At 58.0% G+C, this 19,666-nt stretch carries 14 protein-coding genes; 1 reads left to right on the top strand and 13 read right to left on the bottom strand.

Annotated elements, in window-relative coordinates; genetic code table 11:
* Positions 1-28 precede the first annotated feature (28 nt).
* The 9 genes from gltB to ACZZ0Q_RS03620 all read right to left on the bottom strand — a co-directional run bounded on the left by gltB (position 29) and on the right by ACZZ0Q_RS03620 (position 12,957).
* Complete coding sequence (gltB, locus tag ACZZ0Q_RS03660) at positions 29-4,474, bottom strand: glutamate synthase large subunit (protein ID WP_463560288.1); 4,446 nt, start codon at positions 4,472-4,474, stop codon at positions 29-31.
* A 226-nt stretch (positions 4,475-4,700) separates the two neighbouring features.
* Positions 4,701-6,347 (bottom strand): AAA family ATPase, encoded by a 1,647-nt coding sequence (locus ACZZ0Q_RS03655; protein ID WP_463540042.1) that lies wholly within the window; start codon positions 6,345-6,347, stop codon positions 4,701-4,703.
* 11 nt (positions 6,348-6,358) lie between these two features.
* On the bottom strand, positions 6,359-7,462 hold the full coding sequence (aroB, locus tag ACZZ0Q_RS03650; protein WP_463560286.1) for a 3-dehydroquinate synthase: 1,104 nt from the start codon (positions 7,460-7,462) through the stop codon (positions 6,359-6,361).
* 50 nt (positions 7,463-7,512) lie between these two features.
* Positions 7,513-8,031, bottom strand: a complete 519-nt coding sequence (aroK, locus tag ACZZ0Q_RS03645; protein ID WP_122494498.1) for a shikimate kinase AroK — start codon at positions 8,029-8,031, stop codon at positions 7,513-7,515.
* 4 nt (positions 8,032-8,035) lie between these two features.
* A complete protein-coding gene (pilQ, locus tag ACZZ0Q_RS03640) occupies positions 8,036-10,123 on the bottom strand; it encodes a type IV pilus secretin PilQ (RefSeq protein WP_463540043.1) in 2,088 nt (695 codons plus the stop codon).
* A gap of 53 nt (positions 10,124-10,176) precedes the next feature.
* Positions 10,177-10,704 (bottom strand): type 4a pilus biogenesis lipoprotein PilP, encoded by a 528-nt coding sequence (pilP, locus tag ACZZ0Q_RS03635; protein WP_463540044.1) that lies wholly within the window; start codon positions 10,702-10,704, stop codon positions 10,177-10,179.
* The gene (gene pilO / locus ACZZ0Q_RS03630; RefSeq protein ID WP_463383782.1) at positions 10,704-11,327 is read right to left on the bottom strand and encodes a type 4a pilus biogenesis protein PilO; all 624 of its coding nucleotides are present in this window, start codon (positions 11,325-11,327) and stop codon (positions 10,704-10,706) included. Before pilO ends, pilP begins: the two co-directional genes overlap by 1 nt.
* Positions 11,324-11,893 (bottom strand): PilN domain-containing protein, encoded by a 570-nt coding sequence (locus ACZZ0Q_RS03625; protein ID WP_463383783.1) that lies wholly within the window; start codon positions 11,891-11,893, stop codon positions 11,324-11,326. Before ACZZ0Q_RS03625 ends, pilO begins: the two co-directional genes overlap by 4 nt.
* Positions 11,893-12,957: a pilus assembly protein PilM gene (locus ACZZ0Q_RS03620; protein WP_122494509.1), complete on the bottom strand. Its 1,065-nt coding sequence runs from the start codon at positions 12,955-12,957 to the stop codon at positions 11,893-11,895. Before ACZZ0Q_RS03620 ends, ACZZ0Q_RS03625 begins: the two co-directional genes overlap by 1 nt.
* 184 nt (positions 12,958-13,141) lie before the next feature.
* Between ACZZ0Q_RS03620 and ACZZ0Q_RS03615 the strand changes: the two genes are divergently transcribed.
* Positions 13,142-15,571 carry a penicillin-binding protein 1A gene (locus ACZZ0Q_RS03615; RefSeq protein WP_463540045.1) on the top strand — a complete coding sequence of 810 codons (2,430 nt, stop codon included), beginning with the start codon at positions 13,142-13,144 and terminating at the stop codon, positions 15,569-15,571.
* A 98-nt stretch (positions 15,572-15,669) separates the two neighbouring features.
* Here ACZZ0Q_RS03615 and ACZZ0Q_RS03610 read toward each other — a convergent pair whose 3' ends face one another.
* The 4 genes from ACZZ0Q_RS03610 to rpmE all read right to left on the bottom strand — a co-directional run bounded on the left by ACZZ0Q_RS03610 (position 15,670) and on the right by rpmE (position 19,516).
* Positions 15,670-16,938 (bottom strand): malic enzyme-like NAD(P)-binding protein, encoded by a 1,269-nt coding sequence (locus ACZZ0Q_RS03610; protein ID WP_122494513.1) that lies wholly within the window; start codon positions 16,936-16,938, stop codon positions 15,670-15,672.
* 102 nt (positions 16,939-17,040) lie between these two features.
* The gene (locus ACZZ0Q_RS03605) at positions 17,041-18,471 is read right to left on the bottom strand and encodes a M48 family metalloprotease (protein WP_463542244.1); all 1,431 of its coding nucleotides are present in this window, start codon (positions 18,469-18,471) and stop codon (positions 17,041-17,043) included.
* A 2-nt stretch (positions 18,472-18,473) separates the two neighbouring features.
* Positions 18,474-19,274 (bottom strand): thermonuclease family protein, encoded by an 801-nt coding sequence (locus tag ACZZ0Q_RS03600; protein WP_463540046.1) that lies wholly within the window; start codon positions 19,272-19,274, stop codon positions 18,474-18,476.
* 26 nt (positions 19,275-19,300) lie between these two features.
* Complete coding sequence (rpmE, locus tag ACZZ0Q_RS03595) at positions 19,301-19,516, bottom strand: 50S ribosomal protein L31 (RefSeq protein ID WP_108096257.1); 216 nt, start codon at positions 19,514-19,516, stop codon at positions 19,301-19,303.
* Positions 19,517-19,666 lie beyond the last annotated feature (150 nt).

Here is a 19,666-nt window from a genome sequence, read left to right as displayed (position 1 = left end):
AACCTCATCACACTACGGCAGGCGCAAATTATTGTGGGTTAGCACGGGTGCTGGAGAGCAGCGACCCGAGGCTGGCGGCTTTGGGCTTGACCAGCCAGAACTTGCGCAGGTAGTCGTCCAGGTTTTCCAGGAGGTTGCGACCCCATTCGCTGGAAGTTTCCTGCACATACTCGGCCAGCACACGTTGCAAGTGGCTACGGTACGACTCCATCGACTCGCCGCTGATGCGCTGGATTTCCACCAGCTCATGGTTCACGCGGTCAACGAAGGTGTTGTCCAGGTCGAGCACGTAGGCGAAACCGCCGGTCATGCCCGAGCCGAAGTTGTAGCCCGTCTTGCCCAACACGCAGACAAAACCGCCCGTCATGTATTCGCAGCAGTGATCGCCTGTGCCTTCCACCACGGCGTGCGCGCCGGAGTTACGCACGGCGAACCGCTCACCGGCCGTACCGGCGGCAAACAGCTTGCCGCCCGTCGCGCCGTACAGGCAGGTGTTGCCCACGATGGCGCCGTCCTGGGTTTTGAACGCGCTGTTGGCGGGCGGCACGATAACCAGCTTGCCGCCAGTCATGCCTTTGCCCACGTAGTCGTTGGCATCGCCTTGCAAGTACAGGTTCAGGCCACCGGCGTTCCACACGCCGAAGCTTTGGCCTGCCGTGCCTTTGAAGCGGAAGGTGATCGGCGCTTTGGCCATGCCTTGGTTGCCATGCACGCGGGCGATTTCGCCAGACACGCGGGCACCAATGGAACGGTCGCAGTTGCAGATATCCAGCTCGAACTCGGCGCCGGTCAAACCGTCGATAGCCGACTTGGCCATGCCGACCATTTGCTCGGCCAGCTTGCCTTCGTCGAAAGGCGGGTTGCGGTCGACCTGGCAGAACTGCGGCTTGTCGGCCGGAATATGGTCGCTGCCCAGCAACGGGCTGAGGTCCAGGAACTTCTGCTTGTCGGTTTCGCCCGGCAGCATTTCCAACAGATCGGTACGACCAATCAGTTGTTCAAGGCTTGCCACGCCCACTTTCGCCAGCCACTCACGGGTTTCTTCGGCCACGAAGGTGAAGAAATTCATCACCATTTCCACGGTGCCGATGAAGTGGTCTTTGCGCAGCTTGTCGTTCTGGGTCGCGACGCCGGTGGCGCAGTTGTTCAGGTGGCAGATACGCAGGTATTTGCACCCCAGGGCGATCATTGGCGCGGTGCCGAAGCCGAAGCTTTCAGCGCCGAGGATCGCGGCTTTGATCACGTCGAGCCCGGTTTTCAGGCCGCCGTCGGTTTGCACCCGAACCTTGCCGCGCAGGTCGTTACCGCGCAGGGTCTGGTGGGTTTCGGCCAGGCCGAGCTCCCACGGCGCACCGGCGTATTTGATGGAGGTCAGCGGCGAAGCGCCGGTGCCGCCGTCATAACCGGAAATGGTGATCAGGTCGGCATACGCCTTGGCCACGCCAGCAGCGATGGTGCCCACGCCAGCCTCAGCCACGAGCTTCACCGATACCAATGCCGACGGGTTGACCTGCTTAAGGTCAAAAATCAGCTGCGACAGGTCTTCGATGGAATAGATGTCGTGGTGCGGCGGCGGCGAAATCAGGGTCACACCCGGAACCGCATACCGCAGCTTGGCGATCAGGCCGTTGACCTTGCCGCCTGGCAACTGACCGCCCTCGCCCGGCTTGGCGCCTTGGGCAACTTTGATTTGCAGCACTTCGGCGTTCACCAGGTATTCCGGCGTTACGCCGAAACGGCCGGTGGCCACTTGCTTGATTTTCGAGCTACGCACGGTGCCGTAACGCGCCGGGTCCTCACCCCCTTCACCGGAGTTGGAACGCGCACCGAGGCGGTTCATGGCTTCGGCGATGGCTTCGTGCGCCTCGGGCGACAAGGCGCCCAGGGAAATACCGGCGGAGTCGAAGCGCTTGAGGATCGCTTCCAGCGGCTCAACCTGGTCGAGCGCCAGTGGCGTTTCAGCTTCTTTGACTTTCAGCAGGTCGCGGATCATCGACACCGGACGGGTGTCGACCAGCGTCGCGTATTCCTTGTACTTGGCGTAGCTGCCTTGTTGCACGGCAGCTTGCAGGGTGTTGACCACGTCCGGGTTGTAGGCGTGGTATTCACCGCCGTACACGAACTTGAGCAAACCGCCCTGTTGAATGGCTTTGCGGTTGTTCCAGGCTTCGGCAGCCAGCAACTTCTGCTCGGCTTCGATATCGACGAAACGCGCGCCTTTGATACGGCTGGCGACGCCACGGAAGCTGAGGCTGACCACTTCTTCCGACAGACCGACCGCTTCGAACAACTGGGCACCACGGTACGAAGCCACGGTGGAAATGCCCATTTTCGACAGAATTTTCAGCAGCCCTTTGGAGATGCCTTTGCGGTAGTTCTTGAACACTTCATACAGATCGCCCAGCACTTCGCCGGTGCGGATCAAGTCAGCCAGCACTTCGTACGCCAGGTACGGATACACCGCCGACGCACCAAAGCCCACCAGCACCGCGAAATGGTGCGGGTCACGAGCGGTGGCGGTTTCGACCAGAATGTTGCAGTCGCAACGCAGGCCTTTCTCGATCAAACGGTGATGCGCGGCGCCCACTGCCAGCGAGGCGTGGATCGGCAGTTTGCCCGGCGCGATGTTGCGGTCGGTGAGGACCAACAGGCACTTGCCGCTACGAACGGCTTCTTCAGCCTGATCGGCAACGTTACGCACGGCCGCTTCCAGGCCCATGCTCTCGTCGTAGTTGAGATCGATGACGTGACGCTCGAACCCGGGGGTGTCGAGGTTCATCAGCGAACGCCACTTGGCCGGAGAAATGACCGGCGAACTGAGGATCACGCGGGAGGCGTGAGCCGGCGACTCTTCGAAAATGTTGCGCTCGGCGCCCAGGCAGATTTCCAGGGACATCACGATGGCTTCACGCAGCGGGTCGATCGGCGGGTTGGTGACCTGCGCGAACTGCTGGCGGAAGTAGTCGTAGGTCGGACGCACGCGCTGGGACAGCACGGCCATCGGCGTGTCATCGCCCATGGAGCCGACGGCTTCCTGGCCCTGCTCGGCAAGCGGACGCAGCACCTGATCACGCTCTTCGAACGTGACCTGGAACATTTTCATGTAGTGCTTGAGCTGGTCGCTGCCATAGCTGGCGGCGCCATGGTCGTCGTCCATGGTTGCCTGAATACGCACGGCACTTTTGCGCAGCCACTGCTTATACGGGTGGCGCGATTTCAGGCGGCTGTCGATGTCGTCGGTATGCAGCACCTGGCCGGTTTCGGTGTCCACGGCCAGTACCTGACCCGGGCCGACACGACCTTTGGCGATTACATCTTCCGGCTTGTAATCCCACACGCCGATTTCCGAGGCGATGGTGATGTAGCCGTTGTTGGTAGTGACCCAACGCGCCGGACGCAGACCGTTACGGTCGAGCAGGCACACCGCGTAGCGGCCGTCGGTCAGCACCACGCCAGCCGGACCATCCCACGGCTCCATGTGCATGGAGTTGTATTCGTAGAAGGCGCGCAGGTCGGCGTCCATGGTTTCGACGTTCTGCCATGCTGGCGGAATGATCATGCGGATGCCACGGAACAGGTCCATGCCACCGGTAACCATCAGCTCCAGCATGTTGTCCATGCTCGAGGAGTCGGAACCGACGCGGTTAACCAGCGGGCCCAGTTCGTCGAGGTCCGGCAGTTGATCGTTGGCAAACTTGGTGCGACGGGCCAGGGCCCAGTTGCGGTTGCCGGTGATGGTGTTGATTTCACCGTTGTGTGCCAACAGGCGGAACGGCTGGGCCAACGGCCATTTCGGCAGGGTGTTGGTGGAGAAGCGTTGGTGGAACACGCAGATAGCGGTCATCAGACGCTCGTCGCCGAGGTCCGGATAAAACTGCTGCAGGTCGACCGGCATCATCAAGCCTTTATAGATGATGGTCTTGGCCGAGAAGCTGCAGATGTAATGGTCGGTGTCGGCGGCGTTGGCCACCGAAGAACGGCGACGGGCGCTGAACAGTTTGATCGCGAACTCTTGGTCGCTCAGGCCTTCACCGCCGATAAACACCTGCTCGATTTGCGGCAGACGCTCTAGGGCCAGACGGCCGAGAACGCTGGTATCGATCGGCACTTTGCGCCAACCGATCAGTTGCAAGCCGGCGGCAAGAATCTCGCGGTTCATGTTGTCGCGCGCAACGTCGGCTTTGGCGGCGTCCTGGTTGAGGAACACCATACCCACGGCGTACTGCGCGGGCAGCTCGGCGGCGAATTGCTCGTTGGCCACGGCACGCAGGAAGGCGTCAGGCTTCTGGATCAGCAGGCCACAGCCGTCACCTGTCTTACCGTCGGCGTTGATGCCGCCACGGTGCGTCATACAGGTCAGGGCTTCGATAGCCGTCTGCAGCAAGTGATGACTCGCCTCGCCCTGCATATGGGCGATCAGGCCGAAGCCGCAGTTATCCTTGAACTCATCAGGATGGTATAGACCTGCTTTCATAGGGACTCTCACCAGGCAAACTTTGATCTATTTCAAACACTTACCGTGCGCGCAGGTCGTTGCGCCAGCTTTGCGCAGGCAAAAGGGGGGTCATTGTACACAGACGAATATCAGCGAACAAATGTTGAGCGGCGAAACCGCGAAACCTTATGTCGCCTTTTTATAAGAAAGTACCAGGCGGTCGTGCTAAAGACCACCCGGTCATTGCTGTCTAAACGCGCATCGATCAGCGCGCCTGAGCTTCCTGCTGAATGCTGGAGAAGGTACGCGGCCACGGCTTGCCGGCTTGCACCTTGGCAGGCAGGTTCTTGATGGCAGCCTGAGCAGCGCTGCGGTTGGCGAAGCTGCCGTAGGTAACGACGTAGAGCGGCTTGCCGTTCAAGGTTTTCTTGAAGTAGTGGTACTCGGCACCGTTCTGACGAACAAACGCCTGCGCGGCGCTTTCGGAACCGGTACCCAACACCTGCAGCGCAAAGTTGCCGCCCGCCTGGCTGGCGTACCAGCCGCTGCCGGAACCGCTAGCTGCCGGGGCCGCAGGCTTCTCGACTTTAGCCACCGGTTTCACCGGCGTAGCAGCAGGTTTTGCGGCTGCGGCGGCTGGCGCTGCAGGCTTGGCAGCCGAGGCAGGCGCTTGCGGCTTCGCAGCCGTGGCGACTGTTGGCGCTGGCAGAGCAACCACCGGAGCAGACGGCGCGATAACCGGCGCAGCGGGTGGAGTGCTGGCTGTGGCGCCTTGCGGCGGCGCCATGCTGGTAACGGTCGGCGGAACGGCGCTAGCCGGCGGCTCGACAGCGCCGTCGTCGTCGCTGTCACCCAAACCCGACGCCTGGGCGAGCGGCTCGCGAATAACAGGCTGCGCTTGCCCAACCAACGGCAACGGCATTGGCTGGTTCGACCCGGCAAATTCCATCGCAGGCCCTTTACCGTCCGCAGGCGCAGCCGGAGCCGCCCCTTCGGTCGTTGGCGCTGTAGTGCCGCCCAACTGCAGCTGAGCAGAGGCTGGCGCCTCAGGCTCCTGCTTGCTGCGGCCCTGCATCATCCACGCCGCGCCGACAGCAATGGCGACGACCACCAGAGCCAGCAGATGCTTTTTCGGCAGCTTGAATGCCATGCCGCCTTTGGGCGCATTGCCCCGATTGGCCAGCATCGATTCGACAAGCGTCTCCCGAGCCACCTGGTTAATTGCGCCCGGCCAGCCCGCCGACTGCTGGTGGATATCCGCCACCTGCTCGTCAGTGAACAACTCGACGCCCTGCCCCGCGCCTTCCAGACGCTGAGCCAGGTACTCGCGGGTTTCTTCTTCGCTGTACGGATCAAGCTCGATGGCGTGGAAGCGTTCCTCGCCATCAGCCAGTAATTCCAGGCGCGGCAGTAAGGCAGACTCACCGAACAAAAACACGTGAGGACGGCCTTCGGCATTGCCCGCAGCCAGGGCCAACAGTGCGTCCAACGCCTCGTCATCCAGCGACTCGGCATCATCAATCAGCAGGTAAACCTCTTGGCCGGTCAACGACAACTGCGCGACCTGCGAGAGCAGCGAACGGGCGTCCGCTTGCTGCACGTTCAGCCCTTGCGCAATTTGACGCATCACGCCAGCGGCGTCGGTCGCACCGCGCGCAGAAAACACCACGCTGTGCACAGCCTGTTTGTTGGTGCTGGCCACCAGCGCCTGACGCAACAAGGTTTTGCCGCTGCCTTGCGGCCCACTCACCACCAACAGCAGTTGGCTGTAGCGCGCCAAGTGATGCAACTGGCCGAGTACCGGCTTGCGCTGCGCAGGAAAAAACTTAAAGCCTGGAACGCGCGCGGCAAAAGGATCGTGACTGAATTGGTAGTGGCCGAGAAAGGCCTCGTCGGCGTGCAGACTGGTCATGTGGCTCTCAATTAGTCTTCAAGGTGTTCCACCATGGCGCGGTAGTCCGCAACCAGGGTGGCATCCAAAATCTCGCGTGGGAAATCGCCTGTCACCACGGCTTCGCCGATCTGGCGGAGCAGGACAAGGCGCAACCGACCGCCAAGAACTTTCTTATCGACCGCCATATGGGTGAGAAAGTCCTCAGCGGTCATTTCTTCCGGCGGAATAACGGGCAGCCCCGCCTTCACGAACACGCGGATACCACGGTCGCGATCGGCCGTGCTGATCCAGCCAAGCCGGCAGGACATTTCCAGCGCCATCACGGTACCGGCAGCAACAGCTTCACCGTGCAGCCAGACGCCATAACCCATGTGGGTTTCGATGGCATGGCCAAAGGTATGGCCAAGGTTAAGCGTGGCGCGTACGCCGGACTCGCGCTCGTCAGCACCCACGACTTTGGCCTTCGCAGCACACGAGCGGGCGATGGCTTCCGTCAGGGCGGTTTGGTCGAGGCGACGCAGCGCGTCCATATTTGCTTCGAGCCAGCTCAGGAAGGGTTCATCACAGATAAGCCCATACTTGATCACCTCGGCCAAACCGGCGGACAACTCACGCGGCGGCAATGTGTTGAGGGTTGCGGTATCGATGAGCACGGCGTTGGGCTGATAAAACGCGCCGACCATGTTTTTGCCTAACGGGTGATTGATGCCCGTCTTGCCGCCGACCGAAGAGTCGACTTGGGACAACAACGTGGTAGGTACCTGAATAAAGTCTACTCCACGCTGGTAACAGGCCGCCGCGAAGCCCGCCATGTCACCGATAACGCCGCCACCCAAGGCAATAACCGTGGTGCTGCGTTCGTGTCGGGCGGTCAGCAGGCCATCAAAAATCAGCTGCAGCGTTTCCCACCCTTTATAAGCCTCGCCGTCCGGCAAAATAACGGTCGCCACATCAAAGCCGCTTAACGCTTGCTTGAGGGACTCGAGATAAAGAGGAGCAACGGTTTCATTGCTGACGATGGCAACTTGCTTGCCGGCAATGTGCGGTGAAAAAAGGGCGGACTGAACCAGAAGGTTCGCGCCGATATAGATGGGATAACTACGTTCGCCCAGCTCAACCTGAAGAGTCTGCATGAAGCCCCCACGAGAAAAGGGCCATAGGATAGCGCATATCGAGGCGCGCTTTAACGGGGATGAAGCGCCTCGAGGCGCTCCAGAATTTCCTGCACCACCATACGCGGTGGGCGCTCGTCCGTTTCGATAATCACATCCGCGATTTCCCGGTATAGGGGATCACGGATATGCATCAAATCGGCGAGCACTTTGCCAGGATTCGCTGTGCGAAGAAGAGGACGATTACGATCCCGCGAGGTGCGGTCTATCTGCTGATCAACCGATGTATGCAGATAGACCACGCGACCACCAGCACGCAGCGCCGAGCGATTTTCCGGACGCAGCACAGCGCCACCTCCGGTTGCAAGCACTACACCGTCAAGCTCACAGAGCTCACCGATGACGGCCTGCTCGCGCTCGCGGAAGCCAGCCTCCCCTTCAACATCGAAGATCCAGGGAATATTGGCTCCAGTTCGCTGCTCGATTTCCTTATCAGAGTCTTTGAATGACAGCCTTAACTCTTTTGCCAGCAATCTCCCGATGGTGCTTTTCCCTGCTCCCATCGGGCCTACAAGAATCAAATTTCGCACAGATTTAGCGACTCACAGCGATTGCCGAGTTGTTCATGATACGCGGAGTCAGGAAAACCAGCAGTTCGTTCTTGTTGTCGGAGACGACGTCGCGGCGGAACAGGCGACCGAGGTACGGCAGGTCACCCAGGAACGGCACCTTGTCGACCGACTTGGTCTGCGTGTTGGAGAACACACCACCGATCACGATGGTCTCACCGTCGCTGACCAGCACCTTGGCGTTTACTTCGTTTTTCTTGATCGGCGGAACACCGTTCAGGGCGTTGGCGAAGTCAGGCTCATCCTTGGTGACTTTCACCTCAATGATGATGCGATTGTCCGGCGTGATCTGCGGGGTTACTTCCAGCGACAACGATGCTTCTTTAAACGAGGTGCTGGTGGCGCCGCTGGAGCTAGCTTCCTGGTACGGGATCTCAGAGCCCTTGAGGATCTTCGCGGTTTCTTTGTCCGAAGTTACGACCTTGGGCTGGGAAACCACTTCACCGTTACCGGTTTTTTCCATGGCCGACAATTCGAGATCGAGGATTAGGTTGTCGCTTACGAAGCCAATGCCGATACCAGCGGTACGGTTCGCAACGCCCATGTCAACGAACGGGAAGTTACCGTTGCTATCTTCACCGCTATCGCCGGCCTCATCGCCATTCTCATCGCTGCCGTATACCGAACCACGACCATTAGCAAACAACTGTGTGCCGCCCCAACGCACGCCGAGGCTCTTGTCGTAGTTGACGTTGGCTTCAACGATACGCGCTTCAATCATCACCTGACGAACCGGGATATCGAGCTGGGTAATGATACGGCGCAGCTCGTCGATGCGTTCCTGGGTCAGGGTCACGATCAGGCTGTTGGTACGGTCATCGAAAATTACCGAGCCACGCATATCGTCTTTCAGCGTGCCTTTGGCGCCCTCATCTTCGTAGATCTTGGCGATGTCCGAGGCTTTGGCGTAGTTCAGCTGAATGATGTCTTTACGCAGCGGAGCCAGTTCGGCGACTTGCTTCTGCGATTCCAGCTCTTGACGTTCACGAGCAGCAATTTCGTCCGCCGGAGCAACCATCAACACGTTGCCGATTTTGCGCTTGTCCAGACCTTTGGTTTTCAACACCAGGTCCAACGCCTGATCCCACGGTACGTTTTGCAGACGCAGGGTGATGTTGCCTTGCACCGTGTCACTCGCAACCAGGTTGAGGTCGGTGAAGTCAGCGATCAGTTGCAGAACCGAGCGAACATCAATGTCTTGGAAATTAAGCGACAGCTTCTCACCGCTGTACGCGAAGCGATCCTGCTTACGCTTTTCGGCATCTTGCTGGCTTAACGGTTTGACACTAATTGTCAGTTTGTTATCAGCTTGGTAAGCAAGGTAGTCGTACATGCCGGTAGGCTCGACGGTGATGATTGCTTTATCACCCTCTTCAACCGCGCTTACGAACTGCACAGGCGTGGCGAAGTCTTTCACGTCAAGACGAACGCGCAACGACTCGGGCAGATCGGTTTTGGCAAAGGCCAGACGGATCTTGCCGCCCTGCTCTTGAATATCTGGGTTCACCGACGCGTCGGACAACTGGATAACGACGTTGCCTTCCCCCTGCTCGCCGCGCTGGAAGTCAATGTTGCCGATGCTTTTGTTGACCGGTGCGAAGTTTTTCTTCGCGGGAGTAGCCGAGATGGGTGCAACAGGCGCCACTGCGCTTGCCACCGGAGCGTTGGACAATGCGCCCTCGCCCACTACTACGAACAGGTTATTGCCTTCAGCGCGGGTGCTGTAAGGAACCAATGTGGCCAGGTTAATAATCAGCCGCGTACGGTCTTTAGCTTCCACAACGGTCACGCTACGCGCGTTGCCAACACCCAGTTCGCGGTTCTTCGAACCCGTCTGATTGCTTACGCCTGGAAGATCCAGTGCGATGCGCGCTGGCTGCTCGATGGTGTAACCACGAGGCGCAGCGACCGGCTCGTCAAATGCCAATTTGAGCTCAACGCGATCGCCCGGCAAAGCAGCGACGTCGAGCGCCTTCAAGTTAGCGGCCAACAAAGTTGGCGACATAACCGCGACCAAAACAGATATGCAGATGCGCGACAGCGAGCTTTTCATACTCAGGTTCCGTTGTACCGACCGGTAATTGTTTTTCATCTTCCACCCCACCCTTAAGAGCGCTCTTTGAGAGAGAGGCTTCGTGGCCGCTCTAGCCAGCCACCTTCACCATCAGGAACAATCTCGACTACGTCGATTTTTCCTTCGCTGATGGCAATGATGCGTCCATTGTTACGTCCCAAGTAGTCACCCACTCTCACACGGTGCACACCGCCCGCGCCGTTAACCAGAGCAAACATGCCGGCTTCGTTTGAGAGCGTGCCCACCATCTGGAAGACTTCAATATTGAAGCCTTCCAAGAATTGTTTGATGCGCGTGTCGTCAGGCTTGATTTCTTTTGAACCCTTTTGACGATTAACCAGATCAATCTTAATCGGCGGCTGAAAAGGGCTACGCAGTGCAGCAGCACTGTAGGTAAACGCTTCGTATGGCTGAAACTTCGGGAGCGGCTCGATCGAGCCTTTCGGGCGAGCGCGAACTTCGTCCATATAAGCTTGCAAGTCTGCGAAGTCGCCGCTCGAGTCGCAGCCTACCAAGGTGGCGAATAAAAGAGTGCCGAGAATAAGTTTAGATACCTTCATTATTTGGCTGCTCCCTTATCGTTGTAGCGATAGGTTTTAGCCAAGATATTCATCCGCAGCTTCGACGTGCTTTCCGAACTAACCGGCACGATATCAAAATCGTGCAAAGTCACGATGCGAGGCAGGCTCGCTACGCCACTGACGAAGGTAGCCAGATCGTGGTACGCACCAACGACGGAAATCTGAATAGGCAGTTCGATATAAAACTGCTGAGCAGATTCCGGAAGCAGATTGATCTGCTCGAACTCAAGCCCGCTACCCAACCCTGTGCGCGTGATGTCTTCAAGCAGACCAGGCACTTCCGTATCACTAGGAAGTTGGCGGAGCAGAGCACCAAAAGAAACTTCCATTTCTTTCATCTGTTCTTTATAGGCCTCAAGATTGGCAGCCTGAAAAGCTTTAGCCGAATACTGCTCTTTCAAGGTAACTTCTTCGCCACGCTGCATATCAAGCGTTGCCTGAAGATCCTTTAGGTGAAAGTTGTAACCCAGCGCCAACACAGCGACTAAGAGGATTAAACAAGCAATCGCTTTTACTGGAGCAGGCCAGGAGCCCAGATTATTCAAGTCAAGATCTGAAACATCGATCTTGCGCAGGCTTTCCAACGAGTCAGACAGGCTCATTTCTTGACTCCTTCATCAGCGGCAGGCTGAGTTTGCTGAACGCTCAACTGAAAGACGTTCGCCTGATCCAGTTCGCCAGCTGTTACTGCCTTCACGGCGGTCAAGTTAGGTGCAGCCAGCCACTCCGAGCCGTCTAGGTTACGCATCAGGTTCGAAACACGGTTGTTGGATTCAGCAGCACCATTAATAGCAATGGTTTTGCCTTTCATTGAAAGCGAAGTGAAGTACACGCCATCAGGCAAGGTTCTGGCCAACTGATCAAACACTCGTCCGATAATCGGCCGATTGCCCTGCAGATCCTGAATAATCTTCATCCGTTCAAGCAACTGCTGGCGACGCGTTTTCAGCTCGCTGATTTCTTTAATTCGAGCATCCAGCACTGCGATTTCTTTTTTGACGAATTCGTTGCGCGCGTTTTGCTGATCAATCGCGCCATTCAAGTATTGGTCGCCGAGAAATACAGCACCGCCGGCCACAATCAATACGCCTGCCAACGTCACCAGAAACCGCTGTTTGCGCTCCTCGCGCAGCTGTTCCCGCCACGGCAGTAAGTTAATACGCGCCATTAGTCGAAACTCCTCATCGCCAGACCACAGGCAATCATCAAGGCTGGCGCATCACTAGCCAGAGCGCCTGCATTGACCTTGCCACTAAGCGCCATGTCGGCAAACGGGTTGGCAACCAATGTTTGCGTACCGATCTTCTGTTGGATCAAACGATCCAAGTCGGGGATTGAAGCGGTACCACCTGCCAGCAGGATGTAATCGACATCGTTGTACTGGCCAGCAGCGAAGAAAAATTGCAACGAACGGGAAACTTGTTGCACTACCGCCTCTTTGAACGGCTGCAACACTTCACTGTCGTAGTCATCCGGAAGACCGCCTTGCTTCTTGGCAAGCCCAGCTTCCTCGACAGAGAGGCCATAACGGCGCTGAATCTCTTCCGTCAACTGGCGGCCACCGAACAGCTGTTCGCGGGTGTAAATGGTCCGACCATTATGCAAAACGCTCAGCGTCGTCATGGTGGCGCCGATATCGACAATTGCTACGGTCAACTCGTCATGGCCGCTGCCTAGCTGAGCGGACAGCAAGCCGTACGCGCGCTCGAGCGCATAGGCTTCAACGTCGACTACTTTTGCAGTCATGCCAGACAACGCCAGCGCAGCTTCGCGAACTTCCACGTTTTCTTTACGGCAAGCGGCTAGCAGCACGTCTACACGATCAGAATTGCGCGCCGAAGGTCCCTGCACTTCGAAGTCGATGGCAACTTCTTCAAGCGGATAAGGGATGTATTGGTCAGCTTCGATTTTGAGCTGGTTTTCCAAGTCATCGTCAGAAAGCCCAGCTTCCATTTCGATGGTCTTGGTAATAACTGCGGAACCGGCTACCGCGACGGCAACGGTTTTGACGCCCGTCTTGGCTTTGGCCAATACGCGCGACAATGCCTGGCCCACGCCTTCCAGTTCAGCAATGTTTTTCTCGACCACTGCGTTTGGTGGGAGCGGCTCTACAGCATAAGCCTCTACTTTGTAGCGGCTTCCTGAGCGACTCAATTCGAGGAGCTTGACGGAGGTCGAACTGATATCGATCCCCAGCAGCGTATTCGCTTTCTTATTGAAGAGCCCTAGCACGACCGATTTCCTATTGGCATCCGCGACTTACGGACTATTTATGTTTTTTCACATTAAATAACAGTCTTGACATAAGCGCAAATGGCTACCTGGCAAAAAAAGCGCTTATAATGTGAACAGTTTTTCCCTTTCGACATCGCCCTACGCTTAACTCTTTCTTTTATCTGGAAATCCAAACATTTTGATGCGCCTGCTGAAGTTCTTCTGGTGGTCCTGCGTAGCCGTTTTTTGTGGACTGTTGCTCAGTCTGTCCGGCGCTTATCTGTACCTTAGCCCCGGTTTGCCATCCGTGGATTCGCTGCGCCGTATCCAGCTGCAGATCCCGCTACGTGTCTACAGTAGTGACGCCAAGCTTATCGCCGAATTTGGCGAGATGCGCCGCACCCCCATCCGCTTCGCTGACATCCCCCCCAACTTCATCAAAGCGCTGCTTTCAGCCGAAGACGACAACTTTGCCAATCATTATGGCGTCGACCTCAGTAGCCTGATGCGCGCTGCCACGCAATTATTAAAAAGCGGCGGCCAAATCCAGTCAGGCGGTAGCACCATCACTATGCAGGTGGCGAAGAACTTCTTCCTCACCAACGAGCGCAGCTTCTCCCGAAAGATCAATGAAATCCTGTTGGCGTTACAGATTGAGCGTGAGCTGAGCAAAGATGAAATTCTCGAGCTCTACGTCAACAAGATTTACCTCGGCAACCGCGCCTACGGCATCGAAGCAGCAGCACAGGTTTACTACGGAAAACCTATGCACGATTTGAGCCTAGGACAGATGGCGATGATCGCTGGCTTGCCAAAAGCGCCTTCTCGCTTCAATCCGCTGGTCAATCCACAACGCAGCAAAGAACGCCGCGACTGGATCCTGGGCCGCATGTTCAAACTTGGCAAGATCGATCAGGGCCAATACGAGACCGCCCTGGCTGAACCCATCGACGCCAGTTACCACGTGCCAACCCCGGAAGTTCAGGCGCCGTACATTGCCGAAATGGCGCGCGCGGAAATGGTCGGACGCTATGGCAGCGAAGCCTATACCGAAGGCTTTCACGTCACGACGACAGTTCCTAGCAACTTGCAGGAAGCTGCCAACGAAGCAGTTCGCAGCGGTCTGGTCAGTTACGACCAGCGTCATGGCTACCGCGGCCCGGAAACACGCCTCCCTGGCATGACCCGTGAAGCGTGGCAAACCGAGCTGGCCAAGCAGAAAGTACAGAACGGCATCGAGCCCGCAATCGTCACGCAAGTTGAAAAAAGCGGAATCCTGGTACTTACTCGCGGCGGTCAGGAAGAAACCGTCAGCTGGGAAAGCATGAAATGGGCGCGCCCCTTCCTGAATACCAACAGCCTCGGCCCACGTCCGCAAAAAACGGATGATGTTGTGCAAGTTGGCGACCTGATTCGCGTGCTTCGCCAGGAAGATGGGAACCTCGGCTTCAGCCAGATCCCAGCAGCGCAAGGCGCTCTGGTTTCGCTTGATCCGAAGAATGGGGCCATCCGAGCACTGGTCGGCGGCTTCTCGTTTGAACAGAGCAATTACAACCGCGCGACTCAAGCCAAGCGCCAGCCGGGCTCAAGCTTCAAGCCCTTCATTTATAGCGCCGCGCTGGACAAGGGTTATACAGCCGCCACCTTGGTGAATGACGCCCCGATTGTGTTTGTGGACGAATACCTCGACCAGGTATGGCGCCCGAAAAACGATACCAATACGTTCCTCGGTCCCATTCGCTTGCGCGAAGCACTTTATAAGTCGCGCAACCTGGTATCGATTCGCCTCCTGCAGGCCATTGGCATCGAATACGCGCTCGACTACGTCAGTCGTTTCGGCTTCAACAAGCAGGACTTGCCGCGCAACCTCTCGCTCGCCTTGGGTACGGCCAACCTGACACCAGTGGAGATCGCCGGCGGATGGAGCACGTTCGCCAATGGCGGTTACAAGGTTCAGCCTTACCTGATTCAAAGCATCCACAGCCGCAATGGCGAAGCCCTTTTCGTGGCTAATCCGCCCAGCGCACCCGGCGAAAACGAAGACCAACCGGAAACGGTGATCGACCCAGCAGCGGTTGCAGAGAACCTGCCAGCACAGGCCAGCAACGCCCCCGCCCCCGCTGTTGCCGAACGCATCGTCGACGCTCGCACCACTTACATCCTGACCAGCATGCTGCAGGACGTGATCAAGCGCGGCACCGGGCGCCGCGCACTGTCTATGGGTCGTAGCGACATCGCCGGCAAAACCGGTACAACCAACGAGTCGAAGGACAGCTGGTTCTCAGGTTTCAATGCCGACTACATGACCACCGTCTGGACCGGCTTCGATCAGCCAGAAAGTTTGGGCAGCCACGAGTTCGGCGGCACCGTTGCGCTGCCCATCTGGATGAACTACATGAGCGCGGCACTCAAAGACAAACCGGCGCATACCCTGCCTGAGCCACCCGGTTTGCTGACCTTGCGTATCGATCCGGTTAGCGGCCGTGCCGCGGCGCCGGGCACGCCAAACGCCTACTTCGAAGTGTTTAAAAATGAAGATTCGCCGCCACCCATGAACGAGCTCGATCCCGGCACCAGCGCACCCGGCAGCCCATTGCCCGCCGATGACGCTGCGCCCATTGACCTGTTCTAACGCATCAGTTTCGGGGCCAAATCGGCCCCGCGCCCAAGCTGATCGCCAGCTAATAAAAAGCCCCGCACATGGCGGGGCTTTTTATTGCGTGACTATGGTCAGCCGTTGAACACGTCTTCAACCGAAGTCAGCGGGTAGTGCTTCGGATATGGCAGCGTTGCCACGCCGCTTTCAATCGCAGCCTTGGCCACAGCATCAGCTACAACCGTGATCAAGCGCGCGTCCATCGGCTTCGGAATGATGTACTGGCGACCAAACGACAGCTCAACACCACCGTATGCGTCACACACTTCCTTGGGCACCGGCAGCTTGGCCAACTCGCGCAAGGCTACTGCCGCAGCGATTTTCATCTCTTCATTAATACGGGTCGCACGAACGTCGAGGGCGCCACGGAAAATGAAGGGGAAGCCCAACACGTTGTTTACCTGGTTCGGGTAATCCGAACGACCGGTTGCCATGATCACGTCGTCACGGGTGGCGTGCGCCAGTTCCGGCGAGATTTCAGGATCAGGGTTGGAGCAGGCGAACACGATAGGGTCAGCCGCCATGCGTTTCAGGTTTTCGGCAGTCAGCAGATTGGCGCCCGACAGGCCAACGAACACATCGGCACCATCCAACGCGTCCGACAGCGAGCGTTTCGGGGTTTCGTGAGCGAACACTGCTTTGTACTGGTTGAGGTCGTCGCGGCCGGCGTGAATCACGCCTTTGCGGTCAACCATAAAGATGTTTTCGATCTTGGCGCCCATGCTGACCAGCAACTTCATGCACGAGATAGCCGCAGCGCCAGCGCCTAGGCAAACAATCTTGGCATCCGACAGGGTTTTGCCAACGATTTCCAGCGCATTGAGCATGCCGGCAGCCGTTACGATCGCGGTGCCGTGCTGGTCATCGTGGAAAACCGGAATGTCGCATTGCTCGATCAGCGCGCGTTCGATTTCAAAGCACTCAGGCGCTTTGATGTCTTCGAGGTTGATACCGCCGAAGGTGATGGAGATGCGCTTTACGGTATCGATAAAGGCTTGCGGGCTTTCCGAATCGACTTCGATATCGAACACGTCAATGCCGGCGAAACGCTTGAACAACACACCCTTGCCTTCCATCACTGGCTTGGAAGCCAGCGGGCCGAGGTCGCCTAGACCGAGGATGGCGGTGCCATCGGAAATCACTGCAACCAGGTTGCCTTTGCCGGTGTACTTGTAGGCCAGCTCAGGGTCACGGGCGATTTCCCGTACCGGCTCGGCTACGCCCGGGCTGTACGCCAAAGAAAGGTCACGTGCGGTAGAAGTGGGCTTGGTCAGCTCGACACTAAGCTTTCCCGGACGTGGATGGGCGTGATACTCAAGAGCGGCAGTTTTCAGATCAGACATGGTGGCATTTCCGCATTTTTATGCTGTTAATCAGACAAGGCAGCGAGGATACGCAAGATGCCGAACCCGAACAAGACTGATCAGTCACGTCTGTCAAGCGCTCTAACGTACGACTTTAAGCCAATCCCCAGGACGGGGCTCGCCACTTGGGTATAGACGATTGAGTAGGCGCAGACGGGACTCGGCGTCACCGGGCAGCGTACTGCCCTGAGCTAGCTTGGTCATGGTTTGCGCGCTTGTGGCACGCACCAGTTGCAGCCGGAGAGGTTGCGCTAGCTTACGCTCGTCCGCCCTCAGAGGTCGAAAACTATTGATCACTTTCAGGAAATTTTCGTCCTCGGTTTCAAGCGACGCCGGCGCTTTAACGCTCGCGATAAACACATACGCCGAGTCACCTTTGTAGAGCACCGCCACCCGCTTGGCCGGCCGCCCCGGAATGATTGCGGTGTAGCCCTGCAACCCGGCTTGCTGCAAATCGCGCTCATCCGCCAGGCTTCCCGAGACCTTGGAACGAATAAACTGTTGGGGCGTTTGCCCCGGCTTTGTCTTCTCCAACACCACGGCAATAAACGCGTCCTGCTCGGGGGTGGTCGCAATTACCGCATCGGGGCGATTGATCAACTCCCAGCGCTGCGGCGCGCTGAAAGTGAAATCCAGTTCTGCATGGTAGAACTGCTGGCCGCGACGAATGCCGGTGGACTCAGAATCGCCGTAGGGCAGCCCATCGAGGTGCTGCATGAAAACGTCGCGCCCCACCTCTTGCTGGCCGGTCGCCAACGCGCGGGCCGGGCCGACCACTTGTTGTAGGCGCTGATCATTGCCGGGATGGGTATCAAACACGCCGTGGTAGCTCGACGTTGGCTCCGCTTTCCCGGCTTTTCTGGCCTCGTCGCGGGCGTAGTCGTCCTGGCTTTTCAACACCTCAACCACCTCGATCATCGCCTGCGGGTCATAGCCGGCGCGGGCAAGATATTGCGCGCCGAGTCCGTCGGCCTGTAGCTCCATATCACGCCCGTAGCCGCGCACGAACGCCGAACCCAACGCGCTGGTGACATCTGCCGCCGCGCCCACGCCTGTGCCTATCGCCACCGCCTGACCGAGAATGCCCCAGGCTTGCGACTGGCTTTGCTGCTGCACGCTGTGGCGCGCGGTGACATGACCAACCTCATGGCCGAGCACCGCCGCCAGTTCCGCCTCCGAACTCAGGTACGCCAGCAAGCCGCGGTGGATATAGATGTAGCCACCGGGCAAAGCGAACGCATTGATGTCTGGACTATCGATCACGGTGAAGTGGTACGTCAGGTTGCTGCGGTGGCTGTGCTTGGCTACGCGCTCGCCCACTTGCTGAACGTAAGCCTGCAATTTCTCGTCGGGGTAACGCGGGTATTGCTTAGCAATTTCCTGGCTATAGCTTTGGCCGAGCTCAAGCTCCTGGCGTTCGCTCATCATCACGAAATTACTCTCGCCGGTAGCCGGATTCTGGGCGCAGCCCTGCAGCAACATGAGCAGCGTCAGCAGGCCAAACAACCGCATTCTCATGGCAGAACCTCCAACATTCCCGGATGGGTCAGGGACAACATCCAGCGCGCCTGGCCTGACTGCTGATTACCACGGCGCGAACGATCAATGACCCAGCCTCGCACTTCAACCCGTCGCCCCTGCAATGAGCGTAGCGTTTTTAGCTCGAACGTCGGGAGCGCTTCTTCGGCGACATGGACGACCAGCGGGCCATCCATTTGCAACCAGATTCCGCCTCGATTCTGCTCAACCTTGACGACCTTGCCGTGAATCAAGGCGAAGCCGCTGGCGCTGAGCTGCTCTGCGGTAAGCATCACCGATTGCTGCCAAACCCCAAGTCGTGCGGAACGGGCCTGACGCTCTGCCGCTTGCTGGCACGGGAGTAACGCCACATTCGGCGCAATCGCGACCTGCAAGCCCAGCCCTTCCGCTAGCAGCTGCGCTTCGATGTTTTGCCCGCGGGCGTTGTAAACATGGGCGAGCGTGCGACCGTAACGGTCTTTCGCTTGCTGTCCGACCTGCACAGCCACGCGTCCAGAATTTTCCGAGACCAACACCTGAAGGCGTCGCTTGGCCTGCTCGGCAAATGGCTCGGCGGAGCGGCGATTGTGGGCAATTTCAGGCGCATTAATGCCGATAAGACGCACGCTGCGTCCGTCGGACAAACGAAGGGTGTCGCCATCGACTACTTTTTGCACCGCCACGATGGGTAATCCATCAGGCGCTGAACAAAACGCGGCGACAGGTGAGAGATAAATCGCAGAAACGAAAAAGGCGCCCACAAGGGACGCCTTTTTCAACAGCATCGAAAAGCCCATCAGGCCCTCCGAAGCAACAAGACCAATTAGGCCTTGGAGCCGAACACACCGAAACGCTGCTTGAAGCGATCAACACGGCCGCCAACGTCCAGCACTTTCTGCTTGCCGGTGTAGAACGGGTGGCACTCGTTGCACACGTCCAGGCTGAGCGGCTTGGCGAGGGTGGAGCGAGTTTGGATCACGTTACCGCAGCTGCAGGTAGCGGTTACGGCTTCGTACACTGGATGGATATCAGCTTTCATGGTGTATTCCTCAGGTCTATCGCGCCGCCACCCAACACTATTGTCGAGTACCGCACGGAATTAGGCCGCGCATCTTATCAGAGTGCGGCGCTGACGCAAGACCGATCGTCAGCCACGTGCATGCTAAGATCGCGCCTCGTTTTTCAGGAC

Source organism: Pseudomonas sp. AC070, from assembly GCF_979258635.1.
This window is presented reverse-complemented; position numbering and strand designations above follow the sequence as displayed.

Excerpts from the sequence above, each read along its gene's own strand:
- gltB (WP_463560288.1), bottom strand. The coding sequence starts at position 4,474 with ATGAAAGCAGGTCTATACCATCCTGATGAGTTCAAGGATAACTGCGGC.
- ACZZ0Q_RS03655 (WP_463540042.1), bottom strand. The coding sequence starts at position 6,347 with ATGACCAGTCTGCACGCCGACGAGGCCTTTCTCGGCCACTACCAATTC.
- aroB (WP_463560286.1), bottom strand. The coding sequence starts at position 7,462 with ATGCAGACTCTTCAGGTTGAGCTGGGCGAACGTAGTTATCCCATCTAT.
- pilQ (WP_463540043.1), bottom strand. The coding sequence starts at position 10,123 with ATGAAAAGCTCGCTGTCGCGCATCTGCATATCTGTTTTGGTCGCGGTT.
- pilP (WP_463540044.1), bottom strand. The coding sequence starts at position 10,704 with ATGAAGGTATCTAAACTTATTCTCGGCACTCTTTTATTCGCCACCTTG.
- pilO (WP_463383782.1), bottom strand. The coding sequence starts at position 11,327 with ATGAGCCTGTCTGACTCGTTGGAAAGCCTGCGCAAGATCGATGTTTCA.
- ACZZ0Q_RS03625 (WP_463383783.1), bottom strand. The coding sequence starts at position 11,893 with ATGGCGCGTATTAACTTACTGCCGTGGCGGGAACAGCTGCGCGAGGAG.
- ACZZ0Q_RS03615 (WP_463540045.1), top strand. The coding sequence starts at position 13,142 with ATGCGCCTGCTGAAGTTCTTCTGGTGGTCCTGCGTAGCCGTTTTTTGT.
- ACZZ0Q_RS03610 (WP_122494513.1), bottom strand. The coding sequence starts at position 16,938 with ATGTCTGATCTGAAAACTGCCGCTCTTGAGTATCACGCCCATCCACGT.
- ACZZ0Q_RS03605 (WP_463542244.1), bottom strand. The coding sequence starts at position 18,471 with ATGCGGTTGTTTGGCCTGCTGACGCTGCTCATGTTGCTGCAGGGCTGC.
- ACZZ0Q_RS03600 (WP_463540046.1), bottom strand. The coding sequence starts at position 19,274 with ATGGGCTTTTCGATGCTGTTGAAAAAGGCGTCCCTTGTGGGCGCCTTT.
- rpmE (WP_108096257.1), bottom strand. The coding sequence starts at position 19,516 with ATGAAAGCTGATATCCATCCAGTGTACGAAGCCGTAACCGCTACCTGC.